This window comes from Xanthobacter versatilis (genome assembly GCF_043193975.1).
In the GTDB taxonomy this organism is placed as follows: Bacteria; Pseudomonadota; Alphaproteobacteria; order Rhizobiales; family Xanthobacteraceae; genus Xanthobacter; species Xanthobacter autotrophicus_E.
Genome location: NZ_JBAFVB010000007.1, coordinates 20,754 through 38,433 on the forward strand (window position 1 = coordinate 20,754; position 17,680 = coordinate 38,433).

At 68.3% G+C, this 17,680-nt stretch carries 12 protein-coding genes; 3 read left to right on the forward strand and 9 right to left on the reverse strand.

Annotated features, from left to right (window positions below; all coding sequences use genetic code 11):
- The first annotated feature begins 484 nt into the window (after positions 1-484).
- Positions 485-2,584, forward strand: coding sequence for a c-type cytochrome (locus V5F66_RS14560; RefSeq protein WP_394094102.1), 2,100 nt, complete (start codon positions 485-487; stop codon positions 2,582-2,584).
- 103 nt (positions 2,585-2,687) lie between these two features.
- Here the strand turns inward: V5F66_RS14560 and V5F66_RS14565 are convergent, their stop codons facing one another.
- The 3 genes from V5F66_RS14565 to dsbD are packed head-to-tail and all read right to left on the reverse strand — an operon-like array spanning position 2,688 to position 5,848.
- Positions 2,688-3,365 (reverse strand): L,D-transpeptidase, encoded by a 678-nt coding sequence (locus V5F66_RS14565; RefSeq protein WP_394094103.1) that lies wholly within the window; start codon positions 3,363-3,365, stop codon positions 2,688-2,690.
- Positions 3,366-3,372: 7 nt separating this feature from the next.
- Positions 3,373-4,002: a DsbA family protein gene (locus V5F66_RS14570; protein ID WP_394052829.1), complete on the reverse strand. Its 630-nt coding sequence runs from the start codon at positions 4,000-4,002 to the stop codon at positions 3,373-3,375.
- A gap of 22 nt (positions 4,003-4,024) precedes the next feature.
- Positions 4,025-5,848 (reverse strand): protein-disulfide reductase DsbD, encoded by a 1,824-nt coding sequence (dsbD, locus tag V5F66_RS14575; protein ID WP_012113093.1) that lies wholly within the window; start codon positions 5,846-5,848, stop codon positions 4,025-4,027.
- Between the two features lie 75 nt (positions 5,849-5,923).
- Between dsbD and V5F66_RS14580 the strand changes: the two genes are divergently transcribed.
- Both V5F66_RS14580 and V5F66_RS14585 read left to right on the forward strand, forming a co-directional pair.
- Positions 5,924-6,586 (forward strand): response regulator, encoded by a 663-nt coding sequence (locus tag V5F66_RS14580; protein ID WP_012113094.1) that lies wholly within the window; start codon positions 5,924-5,926, stop codon positions 6,584-6,586.
- Positions 6,583-7,917, forward strand: a complete 1,335-nt coding sequence (locus V5F66_RS14585; protein WP_394094104.1) for an ATP-binding protein — start codon at positions 6,583-6,585, stop codon at positions 7,915-7,917. Before V5F66_RS14580 ends, V5F66_RS14585 begins: the two co-directional genes overlap by 4 nt.
- Positions 7,918-8,096: 179 nt before the next feature.
- Here the strand turns inward: V5F66_RS14585 and cysG are convergent, their stop codons facing one another.
- The 6 genes from cysG to V5F66_RS14615 are packed head-to-tail and all read right to left on the reverse strand — an operon-like array spanning position 8,097 to position 17,680.
- The gene (gene cysG / locus V5F66_RS14590; RefSeq protein ID WP_394094105.1) at positions 8,097-9,569 is read right to left on the reverse strand and encodes a siroheme synthase CysG; all 1,473 of its coding nucleotides are present in this window, start codon (positions 9,567-9,569) and stop codon (positions 8,097-8,099) included.
- Complete coding sequence (locus tag V5F66_RS14595; RefSeq protein ID WP_394094106.1) at positions 9,541-12,234, reverse strand: nitrate reductase; 2,694 nt, start codon at positions 12,232-12,234, stop codon at positions 9,541-9,543. Before V5F66_RS14595 ends, cysG begins: the two co-directional genes overlap by 29 nt.
- Position 12,235: 1 nt before the next feature.
- Positions 12,236-12,565: a nitrite reductase small subunit NirD gene (gene nirD / locus V5F66_RS14600; protein ID WP_041576434.1), complete on the reverse strand. Its 330-nt coding sequence runs from the start codon at positions 12,563-12,565 to the stop codon at positions 12,236-12,238.
- A 5-nt stretch (positions 12,566-12,570) separates the two neighbouring features.
- Complete coding sequence (gene nirB, locus V5F66_RS14605) at positions 12,571-15,015, reverse strand: nitrite reductase large subunit NirB (RefSeq protein WP_394094107.1); 2,445 nt, start codon at positions 15,013-15,015, stop codon at positions 12,571-12,573.
- 11 nt (positions 15,016-15,026) lie between these two features.
- A complete protein-coding gene (locus tag V5F66_RS14610) occupies positions 15,027-15,959 on the reverse strand; it encodes a GAF domain-containing protein (RefSeq protein ID WP_394094108.1) in 933 nt (310 codons plus the stop codon).
- Positions 15,959-17,680: an ABC transporter ATP-binding protein gene (locus V5F66_RS14615; RefSeq protein ID WP_012113101.1), complete on the reverse strand. Its 1,722-nt coding sequence runs from the start codon at positions 17,678-17,680 to the stop codon at positions 15,959-15,961. The genes V5F66_RS14610 and V5F66_RS14615 overlap by 1 nt, the downstream gene beginning before the upstream one ends.

A 17,680-nucleotide genomic window follows, 5' to 3' on the forward strand; every position in this document is an offset into this window, starting at 1 on the left:
GAGAGCGGCCGCACCATGATGACCATCAACATTCATGCCTACGTCTATTTTATAGGGTCATGGAGGGCTATGGAGTAGACATAGTTCTCATCGCTATCCCGCATGGCCCGCCAACCGTCTGTTTCACGTGAGCGCCATGCCTTGCCCCGCCCACATGCGCGGCACGGCCCGCCGCCGTGGGGGCAGGGAAGGATGATCTTGTCGGAGATGATGTGGATGACGACCGCCGGGCGCCGGATCCAGTTCGCTCGCGGCCGCTCCTTTCTCCCGTTCAGATAGGAGGCCGCATCCGCGCAGCAAGGCACGCGGCGATTTCACAGTTGCGGTGCGTCAATGCCGTGCTGCGCTGCCGTGCTAGAGGTGTGATGCGGGACTTGGACGGCGGCGCGCGAGCAGCCGCGAATCGCCGGAGGGATGGGATGCCATTTCTCCGGAAGGGTTTGTGTGCGCTTTTGAGACGCCGGCCATGACAGGAGGTCGTTCCATGAACGACGAAGGTACAGTCCGGCGCACGCCGCGATTGAAGACATTTGCGGTCGCCGCAGCCGGCGTCGCGGTGGTTGGGGCGGCTGTGTTCTGGTGGATCGTCACCCCGCCGCGCATCGACGATGGCGGCCGTGCGCTGCCGCAGGCGGCCGCCCCGGAGCTGGTGGCGCGCGGCAAATACATCGCCGAGCTGGGCGACTGCGTCGCCTGCCACACGAAGGCGGACGGGCAGCCCATGGCCGGTGGTCGCGGACTGGAGACGCCGTTCGGCATGCTCTATTCCACCAACATCACCCCCGATCCGCAGACCGGCATCGGCCGCTACAGCTTCGGCGCCTTCGATCGTGCCATGCGCCGGGGCGTGACCGCCGACGGCACCCACATGTACCCGGCCATGCCCTACCCGTCCTACGCGAAGATGACGTCGGACGACATGTACGCGCTCTACGTCTACCTCATGAAGGGCGTGAAGCCGGTGGACAGTCCCAACCGGCCGTCGGGGATCGGTTTCCCCTTCAACCAGCGCTGGACGCTCGCCTTCTGGAACGAGATGTTCCTCGACAACCATCCCTTCGTCGCCGATGCGCGCAAGGGTGAGGTCTGGAATCGCGGCGCCTATCTGGTGCAGGGCCTCGGCCATTGCGGCGCCTGCCACACGCCGCGCGGCATCGGTTTCCAGGAACTCGCCATGGGCGATACCGGCGGCAGCGGCGACAAGTTCCTTTCCGGCTCCAAGGTCGAGGAGTGGAACGCGGTCAACCTGCGCGGCCTCGGCGACGTGGATGACACGGTGGAGCTGCTGAAGACCGGCCAGAACCGCTTCGGCACCGTCTCCGGCTCCATGACCGAGGTGATCCACAACTCCACCCAGAACTTCGCCGACGCCGACCTCGTGGCCATCGCCACCTACCTTGATGGCCTGCCGTCCGGCCAGGCCCGGGCGCCGCGTCCTGCGAAGTCTGGGGGCGTCGCCGCCGCCGTTCCCGAGGCCATGTTTACCACCCGCGGCGGGCTCGCCTATGCCCAGTTCTGCGCCGATTGCCACCGCCTGAACGGAACGGGTGTCGCCAAGGTGTTCCCGCCGCTTGCCGGCAATCCGACCGTTGCGGCGAAGGACCCTTCGACGCTGGTCCACATCACGCTGACCGGCTGGGCGACGGCTGAGACGCAGGCCCATTCCCGCGTCTTCACCATGCCCGGCTTCGCCCGGCTGGGGGACGACGAGATCGCGGACATCCTCTCCTTCGTCCGCGCCAGCTGGGGCGGCAATGCCACGCCGGTCACGGCCTCGGAGGTGAAGGCCGCCCGCGCGACGCTCGACCCGAAGGTGGACACGCGAGCGTTCGACACGCCGCGCATCGCGGATGTCCTGGGCGAGCCGAACGCAGCCCAGCTCGTGCGCGGCATGCGCCTCAACACCGAGACGCACACCCTGCTGCCGAAGAATGTCGGCAACGTGCTGAACTGCTCGAGCTGCCACCTCAATGCCGGCACGGTGGCTGACGGCTCGCCCTATGTGGGCGTCTCCGCCTTCTTCCCGAGCTATGCGCCGCGGGCCGGGCGGGAGATTACGCTGGAAGACCGCATCAACGGCTGCTTCCTGCGCTCCATGAACGGCAAGCCGCTCGCCAAGGATGGCGACGACATGAAGGCCATGGTCGCCTATTTCGACTGGATGAAGCGGGAGACCAAGCCCGAGGACAAGGTGGAGGGCCGCGGCGTCGGCAAGATCAGCCAGCAGATCAAGCCGGACACGGAGAACGGCGCCAAGGTCTACGCCGCCCAGTGCGCCGTCTGCCACGGGTCCAGCGGAGAGGGCGTCAAGGACGCCGCCGGCGCTTTCGTCTATCCCCCGCTCTGGGGTGACCAGTCCTTCAACATCGGCGCGGGCATGGCGCGCACCTATACGGCCGCGGCCTTCGTGAAGCGCAACATGCCCATCGGCTTCCACGGCGGCTTCCCGCTGGGCCAGGGCGGCCTCACCGACCAGGAGGCGGTGGATGTGGCCGAATACTTCAGCCACATGCCGCGGCCGGACTTCGCGCCCAAGGTGAACGACTGGCCGAAGGACAAGAAGCCGGCGGACGCCCGCTACTGACCGTCTGAAGCAACGAGCGCCCGGGCCGTGCAGGGTCCGGGCGCTCGCGCATCCCCCCGTCGCGGGACGATGGACGGGCGGAAAGGTGTTGAATTGGGAGAATTCAGACGGGAAGCACCACCACCTTCGTGCCGTTCGGCACGCGGCGGTAAAGGTCGATCACGTCCTGGTTCATCATGCGGATGCAGCCGGAGGAGACCGCCTCGCCGATGGTCCACGGCTCGTTGGTGCCGTGGATGCGGTAGAGCGTGTCCTTGCCGTCCTTGAACAGATAAAGCGCACGGGCGCCGAGCGGATTGGTCTCGCCCCCGGCCATGCCGCCGACCCAGGGCCGATACTTGGCGGGCTCGCGGGCGATCATGGCATCGGTGGGCCGCCAGCTCGGCCATTCGCGCTTGTTGCCCACGTTCGCCGTGCCGGAGAATTCGAGCCCTTCGCGCCCGACACCCACGCCGTAGCGCAGCGCCTTGCCGTTCTCCTGCACGAGGTAGAGGAAGCGGTTCCTGGGATCGACCACCAGCGTGCCCGGCTCCTGCCCAGTCGTGTCCTTCAGCAGCTGGCGCACGTTGCGCGGCTTGATGTCGTCCGGATCGGCGGCGGGAATGCGGAAGCCGCCATCGTCCAGCGCGCCATAGCGCGCGGCATCGGCCGGCGCGACGCGCGGCGCCTTTACCGGCGGCTGGTCCTGCGTGGTGACGCAGGCGCCGAGGGCCAGCGGCAGGACGAGGGTGGTGAAGAGACCACGACGCGACAGCAGGGGGGAAGCGGGAGGAGAGTCCAAGAGCGGCTCACTCCCCGGAGGTCTGGCGACGGCGGGCTTCGGCCACCGCGCGCTTGAAGCTGGCATAGTCGAGGGTCGATGCGAGCAGCGGGCCAACCAGATAGGTGGGGGTGCCGCTGAGGCCGAGCGAGTCCGCCTGCGCGGCATTGCGCTTCAAAAGCCCGCCGATGTCGGCGATGTGGGCCTTCAGGTCCGCCATCAGCCGGTCGAGATCGACGCCCGAGGCGGCCACCGCCTTCAGCATGGTCTGCTCGTCGATGCGGCGGCCGGGGATGGACATCAGTGCGTCGTGCACCGTCTCGTAGCGGCCCTGATAGGTCGCCGCGAGCGCCAGCTGCGCGCCGTAGACCGAAGCCTCGGTGAGCACCGGCCAGTCCTTGTAGATGAGGCGGATGTGCCCGTCCTCCTTCACCACGCGGGCGAGGTCCGGGGCCGATTTCTTGCAGTAGGGGCAGTTGTAGTCGAGGAAAGCGACGATGGTCACGTCGCCGTCCGGATTGCCAGAATTTGGCGCTGCCGGGTCGTGGAGGATGGCGTTCACATCCACGCCCTCCGCCTGTGCCCGGTCTGCGCCCGCCACCGCGGCCGGCATCAGCGCCGCGAGCGCGGCGATGCGGATGAAGTCCCTGCGTCGCATGGGGTATCCTTCGGTCATGGGGTCACAGCCCCGCCTGGGTGGCGAGGCGGTCGATGTCGGCGAGGGTCAGCGCGCCCACGCGGCGCGATCCCGGCAATTCGCGGCCGTCCGGATCGAGGAGGAACAGGGTCGGGGGGCCGATGACCTCGTACCGGCCCATGAGGGCGCGCGCGCCGTCGCCATACCGGGTCACGTCCACGGCGATGCGTTCGAGCCCGGACAGGCGCGCGGCCACAGCGGGCTCCGCCATGGTCGTCTCGTTGGACTTGCAGACCGTGCACCAGTCGGCGGTGAAGGAGACGAGCGTCGGGCGGCCATGCTGACCGGCCGCGGCGAGCGCGCGCGCCAGAGCGGGGGGAGAGGACACCCGCACTTCCCGCTCCGCCGCAGCGGCGGGGCGGGCCGGTGCTGCGAGAAAGGCGAGAGGCCGCAGCGGATCGCTGGCCCCGCCGGCGGCTCCGACCAGGAGCAGGAGCCCGGCCGCCACGGCGGCGATGCCCGCCGTCTTGCCGATGCGGCGGCCGGCATCGGCGTCGGAGGCCAGCGCATCGAAGCCGCCGGCGAACACGCCGAGGCCGATGGCGAGAAGGCCGTAGAGGGCAAGGCCGGCAGAATCTGGCAACACGCGCGCCGCGAGCCATGCGGCGATGGCGAGGAAGAGCACGCCGCAGCCTTGCTTGACGGCGAGAAGCCAGCGTCCCGACCGGGGCAGGATCTGCGCGCCGAACGCACCCACCGCCACCAGCGGCGCCGCCATCCCGAGGCCGAGCATGAACAGGGCGGAGGCGCCGCGCGCGGCATCGCCCGTCTGCGCCGCATAAAGCATGGCGGCGGCGAGCGGCGGCGTCACGCACGGCCCCACCACCAGCGCCGAAGCGAAGCCCAGCCCCGCCGCTCCCGCGATGGAGCCGCTCCCGCCCGACGGCAGACGTGCGGCCAGCGCAGACGGGATTGCGAGATCGAAGAGGCCGACCATCGCGCCGGCCAGCACGGCGAACACCGCAGCCATCAGGCCGATGGCCCACGGCGTCTGCAGCGCCGCCTGCAGGTTGGCGCCGGTCCAGGCAGCGCCCATGCCGAGCACGCCATAGGCGGCGGCCATGGCCAGTCCATAAGACCCGGACAAGACGAGGCCGCGGGCCGGTGTCGGCTTCGCGCCGCCGCCGGCGAGGATGCCGGAAAGGATCGGCAGCATGGGGAAGACGCAAGGGGTGAAGGCGAGCAGCAGGCCGAGGCCGAAGAAGGCCCCGAGCAGGGGCAACAGGTCCCTGCGGAACAGCGCATCTAGGGCGGCGGGCTGCGCGGGGGTCCCGGGCGCTGCGGCAGGCTTGGGCGGGGGCGCGGCGGTCCCCCATTGATCCACCGGCGACGCTTCGACGCGCGGACGGGCCGCGGTGATCGTCAGCGTGGCGAGGTCTATTTGCCGCGTGACAGCGGGGTAGCAGACCCCCTGCTCGGCGCAGCCCTGAAACGAGAGTTCCAGCGCCCCGGTCTCCGGCAGGGCAGGCGCGCTGGCCGTGACGGACCGGTGATAGATGTCCACCGGCCCGAAGTTCGGATCGTCCTTCTCTTCGCCCGGCGGCAGTGTGAGAGGGACAGCGGTGCCGTCCTTCCCGGCCTTCAGGCTCTCGCGATAGAGATAGGTGCCCGGCGCGATGCGCCAGCTCAGGGAGAGGGTGCCGTCGGTCGCCCGTGTCGCGGAGACGGTGAAGGCCTCGTCCGCCTTCAGGATGCCGCCCTGCGCCAGCACAGGGGCGGCGCCGGTGGCCCACAGCACGACCACCACCAGCGTGGCGAGTGCGCGGCGGAGGGGCGACAGGGGAGAGCGAGGCGGGTTCGCGACCATGACGCTCCCTCGGATGTCCACCTTAAGCGGGCCTTAAGGTCGGGATAGAAGGGAAGGGGCGAGGAGAGCGGTCTGATGCGCATACTGGTCGTCGAGGACGATCCGGTCCTGATGGACGGGCTCAAGGTGGGGCTCGGCCTCGCGGGAGCAACGGTGGATGAGGCGACGACCTGCGCCGATGCGCGGGCGGCGCTCGCGGCCGGCCGGTTCGATGCGGTGGTGCTCGACGTGATGCTCCCGGATGGCTCCGGCCTCGACGTGCTCGCCGGCCTGCGCGCGCGGGGCAACGCAACGCCCGTCCTCCTGCTCACCGCCCTCGACGAGGCGCCGGACCGGGTGCGGGGCCTCGACGGCGGCGCTGACGACTATCTGGGCAAGCCCTTCGACCTCGACGAACTGAACGCCCGCGTGCGCGCCATCGCCCGCCGCGGCCATGGCCGGGCCGGCCCGCTGCTCAAGGCGGGCGCGCTGGTGCTCGATCCCGCCACCCTCGCTGCGACGCTGGATGGGCTGCCCATCGCCCTGTCGCGTCGGGAGTTCGCGGTGCTCTCCGCGCTCATGGAGCGGCCGGGCGTGATCCGCTCCCGGATGGAGATCGAGGAGCGGCTCTACGGCTGGCAGGAGGAGGTGGAGAGCAACGCGGTGGAGGTGCACATCCACAATCTTCGGGCCAAGGTCGGCCGCGAGACCATCGAGACCGTGCGCGGCCTCGGCTATCGCGTCAGGGGGCCGGCATGAGCTCGCTCAAGCGCAGGCTGGTGCTGATCCTGCTGGCGGCCACGGGGGTCATCTGGCTGTGCGCCACCGGCTGGATCTACGCCTCCAGCCGCAGCGAGCTGGAGCATGTTCTGGATACCCGCCTGCAGGAGGCGGCGCGCATGGTCCACTCGCTGGTGGCCGGCGGCAACATCGCCGCCGCCGCGGCCGTGGCACAGGCGGCGAATCCGCCCGAGTCCGGCTACGAGCGCCAGCTCTCGTGCCAGATCTGGTCACTGGACGGGCGCCTCGTCGCGAAATCGGGCGGCGCGCCGGAGGAGGCGCTGGCAGGTCCTGCGGAAGGCTTCTCCGAACGCATGGTCAATGGCGAGCCGTGGCGGGTCTACACCATCCTCGATCCGGACAAGGGCGTGCGGGTGATGGTGGGCGACCGCATCGGCCTGCGCGACCGGCTGGTGCGTGATCTGGTGGCGGGGCTGCTCGCGCCGATGATCCTCGTCGTGCCCCTGCTCGGCCTGCTCATCTGGATCAGCGTCGGCCGTGGCCTCAAGCCGCTCCATGTCGTGGCCGGCGACATCGCCGCCCGCGACGGCGAAGACATGCGCCCCGTGGCGCCCGCCGCCGCCCCGGCCGAGATCCGCCCGCTGCTGGAGGCCATCAACGGTCTGTTCGCCAAGGTGGAGGCCGCGCGGCGGCAGGAGCGCGACGTGACCGCCTTCGCCGCGCACGAACTGCGCACACCCCTCGCCGGCCTGAAGACGCAGGCCCAGATCGCGCTCGCCGCGCACGACGCGCCGACGCGGGAGGGTGCGCTCAGGCAGATCCTCGTCTCCGTGGACCGCACCACCCGCCTCGTGCGGCAGCTGCTGGCGCTCGCCAAGCTCGAAGGCACGCCGTCTCCGCCGCTCGAAGCCGTGGGCGAGGCCGAGGCCGGGGCGCTGCTGCGTGAGATCGTGCGCCAGACGGCGAAGCCCGGGTCGGCGCATGTGGAGGTGGACGACGCCCTCGACGCGGTGAAGCTGAAGGGCGACCACGAGGCGCTGCACCTGATGCTGCGGAACCTGCACGAGAACGCCGTCGAGCATATGGCCGGCGGCGGCACCATCGCGTGGCGTCAATGCGCCGGCGGGCTGTGCGTGGAGGACGAGGGGCCGGGCATTCCCGAGGACGAGCTGCCGCTGGTGACGCGTCGTTTCTACCGGGGCCGCAGCCGGAGCGGAGCGGGGAGCGGCCTTGGCCTCACCATCGCCACCATGGCCGCCGCCCGGGCCGGCGCCCGGCTCACGCTGGAGAACCGCCGCGATCGCGATGGCCTGAGGGCGAGCGTCGTGTGGCCGCGCGGCGCCGCCTGATGTCGCGTTTCAGGCCTTGTCGTGAAAGCCGACGCGGCCCGGCAACGCTCGTGCCCGGCCACGCCTGGCCGAAGGCCGCGACCTGTCTGGTGCTCAGCCCGCGACGACGAGGGAAACAGCGAAACGGCCCAGCGATCGGGCGATGGCATCTGGAATGCTGGCGAGGTTTCGGCGCCGTCTCAGCCCGTCGCAGCAACCGGCAGTGGCGGATCCCTTTCGAGGCCGGTCGCGCGGTGCTGCGCGAAGGCCCGGCCAACGCCGATGACGATCGGCTGGTCGCTGTTCATCTGGTTGACGGCCTCGCCGAGTGTCGCAAGGTCCGCGATCCGCAATTGCTGCTCGCGACGCCCAAGGCCCGCACCGACCGCGACCGGAATGGATGCAGGCACGCCGAGGCTGATGAGGCGGTCGGCGATCTGCCCGGCGTTGCGGCCGCCCATGTAGAAAATGGTCGTGGCCGAGGGATCGGCAATCGACCGCCAGTCGAGATCCTCGGGAAGGCCGCCGTTGCGGGAATGGCCGGTCACGAAGCGGACCGATTTCGCGTGGTCGCGATGGGTCAGAGACATGCGCAGGGCCGACGCGAGCGCCACCCCAGCGGAAATGCCGGGGACGATTGCGACGGGAATGCCGGCCGCTTCCAGCATGGCAATCTCTTCGCCGGCGCGGCCGAAGATCATCGGATCTCCGGATTTGAGCCGCACCACATGGCGGCCGGCCTTGGCGAGCCTCAGCATGAGGGCGTTGATGTCCTCCTGCCTGCAGCTCGGCCGTCCGCCGCGCTTGCCCACCTGGATGCGCTTCGCCTCGCGGCGGGCCAGCTCAAGCACCTCGTCGGAAACCAGATCGTCAAACAGGATCACATCGGCCGACTGCAGCGCGCGAACCGCCTTCAAGGTCAACAGCTCAGCCTCGCCCGGGCCGGCGCCCACCAGCGTGACCCTGCCCGCGCTCGCACGCGATGCGCCCACCGTTCGCGCCTCCTCAAACAGCTCCTGTTCCACCTGCCGCCCCGGGGCGTCGCCGAAAGCACGTTCCGCAAGCCGCTCCCAGAAGCGCCGCCGCTCCGCGCCCGGGTTCAGGGTCGCGGCCACCCGGCCTCGGATGCGGGCCGCCAGCGCGGCCCATTCCGCCAGCGGCGGCATCAAGAGCGTCTCGATGCGCCGGCGGATGGCCTGCCCCAGAATGGGCGCTGCTCCGGTAGTGGAAATACCGATCACCACGGGAGAGCGGTTGACGATCGCGCCGAACTGGAAGCTGCAGAAGGCCGACTGGTCGATCACGTTGCAGGGCACGCCGGCTGCGGCTGCGGCTGCCGCGAACGCCGCTGCCTCCTGTTCGTCCCGCGCGTCGCAGATGGCGACGGCCGCGCCGGCGAGATCGGTCCTGTCCCACGATCTGCCGTGGTGAAGGGCGGCCGGGCCATGCCGCTCGATCAGTTTGGCGAAATCCTCGCACAGGTCTTCGTCGGGCGCATGGACAAAGACCTTGGCTCCGGCGGACAGCAGCAGCTCGGCCTTCCAGCACGCGGCTGCCGAGCCGCCGGCGACGACGGCGCGCTTGCCGGCCAGATCGAGGAACACGGGCAGCACGGTGAGCGGGCGGATGCGCGCCGCGTCCTGGTCACTCGGCTGCCTGGAGATGTTTCGCATCGATGATCCCCTTGATCTCGGCCCGACATGACCCGCAGTTGGTACCGGCCTGCGTTGCATCGCCGACGGCCTTCACCGTGCGACACCCGCTGGCAATGGCGGCGGCGATCTCGTTGCTTCCCACCCCGAAGCAGGAGCACACGATCGCCCCCTTGTCCGATTGGCCGGCGCTGGGCCTGGTGGCCAGGACCGCCAGCCGCTGCCGCTGAAGGTCGTGGCTGGTCGCAAGCTGCTCCACCAGCCAGCCACGGGCCACGCCGACCGGCTGCGGCGCGATGAAGAGCGCACCCAGAAGCGCCGCGCCGTCGAACGCCGCGATCCGATAGCGGCCCGCTCCAACGTCGTTGTAGGCCAGGATGTCCACATTTTCCCCGCCGCCAAACAGCCGCAGGGCAAAGGCGTGCCAGTCGTCCTTGACCTGCCCGAACGCAAGTTCCAGCCGCCAGCCGCCGGTGCATCTGGCCATGGCCCAATAGTCGGCCGGGATGTCCGCCGGCTTGCGGGCCACGACCGCAAAGCCGTAGGCCGCGGCATTGAAGCTGGCCAGCGATGCCCGCGCCTGCTTCAGCGCAGGCTGGCCCGAGACCGGGTCGGTGACGGCATCGACCAGCGCATCAATGCGAGCGTTGGAGGCGAACTGGTCGTTCCAGTGCATCGGCACGAACACCGAGCCGCGACGCTGGCGATTGGTGATCAGGGCGCGCGCGATGGCCTGCGCCGGACCCTTGGACAGCCGCACGAGGCTCGCTTCCGCGATGCCGCTCTGGGCCGCATCGTCCGGATGAATTTCCACGAACGGCTCTGCCATGTGCTGGGACAGGCGGGGGCTTTTTCCCGTCCGCGTCATGGTGTGCCAGTGATCCCGCACGCGACCGGTGTTCAGGATGAAGCCTTGATCGGTCGGCTCCTGCGCCGGCAGCCTTGCCAGCGGGGCGGCACCGGCCCGGGTTTCGCGCGGGGCCACGAAGCGTCCCTTGCCCTCCGGCGTGAAGAAGCCTCCGGCGGCGAAGAAGCGCTCCGTACCGGTGACCTCCCCGCGGCGTTGGGGCCACTGGAAGGGAGCGAGCGCCTCATAGCCGACGGCGTCGATCCCGGCATGAGCCCCGATGTCGAAATCCCGCTCGCCGTCATTCTCGAAGGCCGACAGGGCGGCGTGTTCGGCAAAGACCTCGGCGGCGGTGGTGTAGGAAAAGCCTTCGACAAAGCCCATGCGTCGCGCCACATCGGCCATGATGTCCCAATCCGGCCGCGCCGAGCCCGGCAGCGGCAGGAACGGACGCTGCCGCGAGATCCGCCGCTCCGAATTGGTGACCGTGCCATCCTTCTCGCCCCAGGCGGCTGCCGGCAGCAGGACGTGGGCGACGCGCGTGGTGTCGGTGTCGGCGAGGACATCGGAGACCACGACGAAGGGGCAGGCGGCAAGCGCCGCCCTGACACGGTCGGCCTCGGGCATCGAATCCACCGGGTTGGTCCCGGCGATCCAGACGGCCTTGATGTGGCCCTGGCCAATGGCTTCGAACATCTCCACGGCCTTGCGGCCCGGCCGCGTGGCGACGGTGGGCGCCTGCCAGAAGCGTTGAACCCGCGCGCGATGGGTTTCGTTCTCGATATCCATATGGGCGGCGAGCATGTTGGCCATGCCGCCCACCTCGCGACCTCCCATCGCGTTGGGCTGGCCGGTGACCGAAAAAGGCGAGGCGCCCGGCTTGCCGATCCGGCCGGTGGCCAGATGGCAATTGATGATCGCATTGACCTTGTCGGTTCCGGTTTCCGACTGGTTGACGCCCTGGCTGTAGACCGTGACGGTGCGCTCGGTGCGGGTGAAAAGGGAATAAAATTCAATAAGCTGAGAGGGGGCGATGCCGCACTTTCGGCTGACCGCCCGGAGGTCTTGCGCGCCGAAGCGCAGCGCCTGTGCCGCCCCTGTCGTGAAATTCGAAATATAGGAATAGTTGAGCGCACCGGTGTTCGCGATCCAGCTCAGAAGGCCGCCGAACAACGCCACGTCGCCGTCGGGCGAGATCGCCAGATGCATGTCGGCGATGTCCGCCGTCATGGTGCGGCGCGGGTCGATCACGACGATCTTGAGCGAGGGGCGCCGCTCCTTCTCCGCGGCGATGCGCTGGTAGAGCACCGGATGGCACCAGGCGAGGTTCGAGCCCACTAGCACGATCAGGTCTGCGAGCTCGAGGTCTTCATAGTTGCCGGGTACGGTGTCGGTGCCGAAGGCGCGGCGGTGGCCGGCCACGGACGAGGCCATGCAAAGCCGCGAATTGGTGTCGATGTTGGCAGAGCCGATGAACCCCTTCATCAGCTTGTTGGCGACGTAATAATCCTCGGTCAGAAGCTGGCCGGAGACGTAGAAGGCCACCGAGTCCGGGCCGTACTCGGCGATGGTGGATGCAAACCGCGCGGCCACCAGATCGAGGGCCTCGTCCCAGTCTGCCGGCCGGCCGTCGATGTGCGGGCGCAGAAGGCGCCCGTCAAGATCGATGGTCTCGGCCAGCGCCGAGCCTTTCGAGCAGAGCCGGCCGAAATTGGCCGGATGCTCGGGGTCGCCGCTCACCGAAACCGACCCGTCCGGTGTGACCGTGGCGATCACGCCGCAGCCGACGCCGCAATACGGGCAGGTGGTCTTCACGTCGTGAGCAGCGCCCGTCGCCATGTTACGCGACCTTCGCTATGGCGGCTTCGAGGCCGATGAAGATCTGGTCGTGCTCGACCTTCACCGGGAAGGTCTTCACCGAGCCCTCGTCGGCGCCCGTCGCCTGGCCCGATTCCAGCGCGATGGTCCAGTTGTGCATGGGGCAGGTCACGGCTGCGCCGTGCACGATGCCCTGGCTCAGCGGGCCGCCCTTGTGGGGGCAGCGGTCCTCGATGGCGAAGATCTGGTCATCGACGGTGCGGAACACGCCGATCCGGCCGTTAGGCGTCGTCACGCAGCGCGCGCCGCGGCTGGGAATGTCGCTGATGGAGCCGATTGCAATCCAGTTCACCACCGTCACTCCGCTGCCTGCGTGATGTCCAGTTCCGCCATGGGCCGGAACTCGTGCTTGTCCTTGCCGGAGACACGCTCCGACCAGGGATCGACCTGCGCGAACTTCTGGGAGAACACGAAGCGGTCGTAATAGGCCCGGCGCTTGTCATGGTCCTCCATGATCTGCTGGCGGATCTCCGCAAGTCCGATCCGCTTGGCCCACTTGTAGATGCGCTCGAGATAGCGGCCCTGCTCGCGATACATCTGGGTGAGCGCCACGATATGCTCGAGCGCCTCATCCTCGCTCTTCACCAGGCCGAGCACCTCGGTTCCCTTGATGTCGAGGCCCGCGGCTCCAGCGAAATGGATCTCGTAGCCGGAATCCACGCAGATGACGCCGATGTCCTTGCAGGTGGCCTCGGCACAATTGCGCGGACAGCCGGACACCGCCATCTTGAGCTTGGCCGGGGTCCACGAGCCCCACATGAACTTCTCGATGCGGATGCCGAGCCCGGTGGAATCCTGGGTCCCGAACCGGCACCAGTCGGTGCCAACGCAGGTCTTCACGGTCCGGAGCCCCTTGGCATAGGCCTGGCCCGAGACGAAGCCCGCCTTGCCGAGATCGGCCCACACCGCCGGAAGGTCTTCCTTCTTGATGCCGAGCATGTCGATGCGCTGGCCGCCGGTGACCTTCACGGCGGGAATGGCGAACTTGTCGACCACATCGGCGATCGCGCGCAGTTCGCTGGACGATGTCACCCCGCCCCACATGCGCGGAACCACGGAATAGGTTCCGTCCTTCTGGATGTTGGCGTGGATGCGTTCATTGACGAACCGGGACTGGTAGTCGTCGGCATATTCATCCGGCCAGTCGCAGACGAGGTAATAGTTGAGCGCGGGCCGGCATTTGGCGCAGCCGCAGGAGGTCTTCCACTCCAGCTCCTGCATCACCTGCGGGATGGTCTTCAGCGACTTGGCCTTGATCAGCCGGCGCACGTCGTCATGGCCGAGGGTGGTGCAGGAACAGATCGGCTGCACGGCGGCGGCTGTGTAGCTGTCGCCGAGCGAGATCTGCATGATCTGCTCGACGAGGCCGGTGCAGGAACCGCAGGACGCCGATGCCTTGGTGTGCGCCCGCACGTCGTCGAGGCTGGTCAGCCCCTTGGCCGCGATCGCCGCCGTGATCGTTCCCTTGCAGACGCCGTTGCAACCACAGATCTCTGCCTCATCGGGCAACGCTGCAACGGCCGCCATAGGGTCCAGCGGCGTTCCTCCCTGGAAGCTCGGGCCGAAGATCAACGTGTCGCGCATGTCCGCGATCTTCACGCCGTCCCGGATGAGCCCGAAGAACCAGTTGCTGTCGGAGGTGTCGCCATACATCACCGCGCCCACCAGGCGGTCGTCCTCGATCACCAGCCGCTTGTAGATGCCCCGTGCGGGATCGCGCAGGACGATGTCCTCGCGTCCCGCGCCGTCGGCAAAGCTGCCGGCGCTGAACAGGTCGCAGCCGGTGACCTTGAGCTTGGTGGACAGTTCCTTCACGGCAAAGGCGTCGGCCTCGCCGAGCAGCGATTTGGCGACCACCTTCGCCTGGTCGTAAAGCGGTGCGACCAGGCCGAACAGTGTTCCCTCGAATTCCACGCACTCGCCCACGGCGTAGATGTCGGGGTCCGAGGTCTGCATCTGCGCGTTCACCCGCACGGCGCGGCCAACATCCAGCCCCGACTGCTTCGCCAGGTCGGCGGCGGGCCGGATGCCCACGGCCATCACCACGAGGTCCGCCGGCAGGAGCGTGCCGTCCTCAAGCTGGACGCCCTCGACGCGCTCGGTGCCCACAATCGCCTTGGTCGAAGCGCGGGTGATGACCGCGATTCCCCGCCTTTCGAGGTCCTTGCTGAGCAGATAGCCGGCGGCCTCGTCGAGCTGCCGCTCCATCAGATGGCCGGCGAGGTGCACCACCGTCACCTCCATGCCGCGCAGCCGGAGACCTGCGGCCGCCTCCAGACCCAGCAGTCCGCCGCCGATGACCACGGCGCGCGCGCCGGGCACGCCGGCCGCTTCCACCATCGCGTTGGTATCGTCGAGATCGCGATAGGAGATCACGCCGGGCAGCTTGTGGCCGTCCACCGGCACGATGAATGGCACTGAGCCGGTGGCGATCAGCAGCTTGTCATAGGCGATCTCACCCTTCGGCCCGACCACGACCTTGCGGGCGCGGTCGACTTCGAGAACCCGTTCGCCGAAGCGGCAGATGACGTTGTGGCGGGCATACCAGGCGTCATCATGGATGACGATTTCCTCATAGCTCTTCTCGCCGGACAGGACCGGCGACAGCATGATGCGGTTGTAATTGCCGCGCGGCTCAGCATTGAAGAGGGTGACCTGATAGGCGTCGGGATCGGTTTCGAACAAATGTTCCAGAACCCGGCCGGAAGCCATGCCGGCGCCTATAACGACCAGTTTTTGCATCGCTCGTTCCTTCAGGAATACCAGGCCACGACATAGGCGACTTCGGCGCCCCGATAGACCGGGATCGCGACCACCGATTCGTAGCCGGCGGGCAGGCCGGGAGCGCCGCGCTCCACGAACGGGAGCCCGGACCCGAGCACGCGGCCGATGGGCCCGTGCCAGGGCGCCACATGCCGCTGGTTGTCCTCGTCCCACAGCGGCCCCTCGACGGCGCAGATGCCGTCGGCAAGAACGGCTCCGTGGGCGCTGCCGACCTTGCTGGCGCGGGCATCCCACAGCTCGAAACGCCGCGCGATGGGGGTGCCCCGCGCGGAAAGCAGGGTCAGCACATAGGTCTTGTCGCCCGGCACCGGGATGGGCAGGCCAAGCCCGGTGGTCAGGCCGGCCTTGCCCGCGCTCTCGGCGCGGATGAAGCGATAGCCGGACCCCAGGTCGCGCATCAGCATGGGGGTGTTGGAGGCCCAGACTCCACCGGGAAGCCCCTGGCCGTGCGGGAAATGGGTATGCTGCGACACCCATTCAAAGTGCTTGGCGGCACCGTAATAGCCGTCGTCCAGCACCAGCAGGCTATCCTTGTCGTGCCAGACCTCGATGGCGCCGATGCGCATGTCATCGTCGGCGCACAGGACCACGATGACCGCCTTCAGGGTGTCGCCGGCGAAGATCGGTACCGCAACGCCGCTGGTCAGCCCGGCCGCCTTCGCCGCGTCGATGCGCTTGAAATAGGAGCCGTCAAAGCCCTTCAGCACCACCGGCCGGCCCTCTTGCCAGGCCTTTCCGGGCAGGCCTTCGCCCTTGGCGAAGCTCTGCTCGCCGGAGACGGTCGCGAAGCCGTCGAGACCGCCATAATTGCCGCTGGCCAGGACCAGGCGTTCGCCCTCCGGCACCCAGACCTCGGTGACTTCGATGAATGCGCGTGTCGGCATGTCGAGTACAGCGTCCATCACGCGGCCTCCTTCTTGTGGCCAGATGCCTTGCTGGGAGCGGCCGGCTGGCTGCGAGCGGGACCATGCTCGTGCTCGGCCAGGAAGTTGAGGACCTGCTCGCGATAAAGATAGTAATCAGGATGTTCCAGAAGCGCCTTGCGGCTGCGCGGACGCGGCAGATCGACTTCAAGAATCTTGCCGATCTTTGCATTCGGACCGTTCGACATCATCACTACCCGGTCGGCGAGCAGGATCGCCTCGTCGACATCATGGGTGACGCAGATGGCCGTGACGTGGGTCCGCTTCCACACTTCCATCAGCACGTCCTGAAGCTCCCAGCGCGTGAGGGAGTCCAGCATGCCGAAGGGTTCGTCGAGCAGCAGCAGCTTCGGTGAAAGCGCGAACGCACGGGCGATACCGACGCGCTGGCGCATGCCGTTCGACAGCTCGGCCGCCAGCCGTTGCATGGAATCGCCCAGCCCGACGCGGTGCAGGTAATATTCAACGATATCCTTGCGTTCGCCAGGTGTCGCGGAGGGGTAGACCCGGTCCACGCCCAGCGCCACGTTCTCGCGCGCCGTCAGCCACGGCATCAGTGACGGGGCCTGGAACACCACGGCCCGCTCAGGCCCCGCGCCGGCGACTTCCCGGCCGTCGAGGACGATGCCGCCGGTGGAGACATCGGTGAGGCCGGCGACCATGGACAGAACCGTGGATTTGCCGCAGCCCGAATGACCGATGAGGGTGATGAACTCGCCCTTCTTCATCTTCAGGTCGAAGCCGTCGACCACGGTGAGCGGTCCTTTCGGCGTGGCATAGATCTTCCGGACCTCGTGGAACTCCACATAGCGCTTGTCGATGGGCGAGTGCGCGGCCTCCGAATAGGCCTTGGGAAGGTCGCTGGTCTGCGTGATCGGGACCACGTTCTCGGGCAGCGACACGTCACTGTGCAGATCGTTGCTGCGGGCCGCGCCGACCTCCATCAGATAGCCCGTGATGGCGGCGCGCAGCCGGATGAACTCCTCGTTGTGGTTCATCTCGGTGCGGTCGCGGGGACGCGGAATGGTGACCTTGAACGACGGGCCAAGGGAAGCGTTCGGCCCCGGATTGAGCGGGATGATCCGGTCCGCCAGCAGTATTGCCTCGTCCACATCGTTGGTGACGAGGATGATCGTCTTCTTTTCCTTCTGGGAGATCTCGGAAAATTCGTCCTGCAGCTTGGCGCGGGTGAGCGCATCGAGCGCGGACAAGGGCTCGTCCAGCAACAGGATATCGGGTTGCGTCGCGAGGGCGCGGGCCACCGACACGCGCTGGCGCATGCCGCCGGACAGCTCCGAGGGCTTGCGGTCCGCCGCATGGGCGAGGCCGACCATCTCGATATATTTGCGGGTGATGGTCCGCCGCTCGTCCGCCGGCTTGTCCTTCAGCACGCTGTCCACGGCCAGGGCGACATTGCCCTGGACCGACAGCCAGGGCATGAGGGAATAGGACTGGAAGACCACGCCGCGGTCGCGGCTGGGGCCGGTCACTTCCTTGCCGCGCACCAGGATGCGTCCGCTGTCGGGCGCGACCAGCCCGGCGATGGACGAGATCAGCGTCGTCTTCCCCGATCCGGAGAAGCCGACGATGGCGATGAACTCGCCTTCCTCCACTTCGAGGTTGATGTTGGTGAGCACCTGCGTGCGCTTGTCGCCTTCGCCGTAGCCCTTGCAGAGGTCGCTGATGTCGAGGATTGCCAT

Excerpts from the sequence above, each read along its gene's own strand:
- cysG (WP_394094105.1), bottom strand. The coding sequence starts at position 9,569 with ATGCGAAACATCTCCAGGCAGCCGAGTGACCAGGACGCGGCGCGCATC.
- V5F66_RS14570 (WP_394052829.1), bottom strand. The coding sequence starts at position 4,002 with ATGCGACGCAGGGACTTCATCCGCATCGCCGCGCTCGCGGCGCTGATG.
- V5F66_RS14595 (WP_394094106.1), bottom strand. The coding sequence starts at position 12,234 with ATGGCGACGGGCGCTGCTCACGACGTGAAGACCACCTGCCCGTATTGC.
- dsbD (WP_012113093.1), bottom strand. The coding sequence starts at position 5,848 with ATGGTCGCGAACCCGCCTCGCTCTCCCCTGTCGCCCCTCCGCCGCGCA.
- V5F66_RS14610 (WP_394094108.1), bottom strand. The coding sequence starts at position 15,959 with ATGGACGCTGTACTCGACATGCCGACACGCGCATTCATCGAAGTCACC.
- V5F66_RS14580 (WP_012113094.1), top strand. The coding sequence starts at position 5,924 with ATGCGCATACTGGTCGTCGAGGACGATCCGGTCCTGATGGACGGGCTC.
- V5F66_RS14615 (WP_012113101.1), bottom strand. The coding sequence starts at position 17,680 with ATGGCAATCCTCGACATCAGCGACCTCTGCAAGGGCTACGGCGAAGGC.
- V5F66_RS14585 (WP_394094104.1), top strand. The coding sequence starts at position 6,583 with ATGAGCTCGCTCAAGCGCAGGCTGGTGCTGATCCTGCTGGCGGCCACG.
- nirB (WP_394094107.1), bottom strand. The coding sequence starts at position 15,015 with ATGCAAAAACTGGTCGTTATAGGCGCCGGCATGGCTTCCGGCCGGGTT.
- V5F66_RS14560 (WP_394094102.1), top strand. The coding sequence starts at position 485 with ATGAACGACGAAGGTACAGTCCGGCGCACGCCGCGATTGAAGACATTT.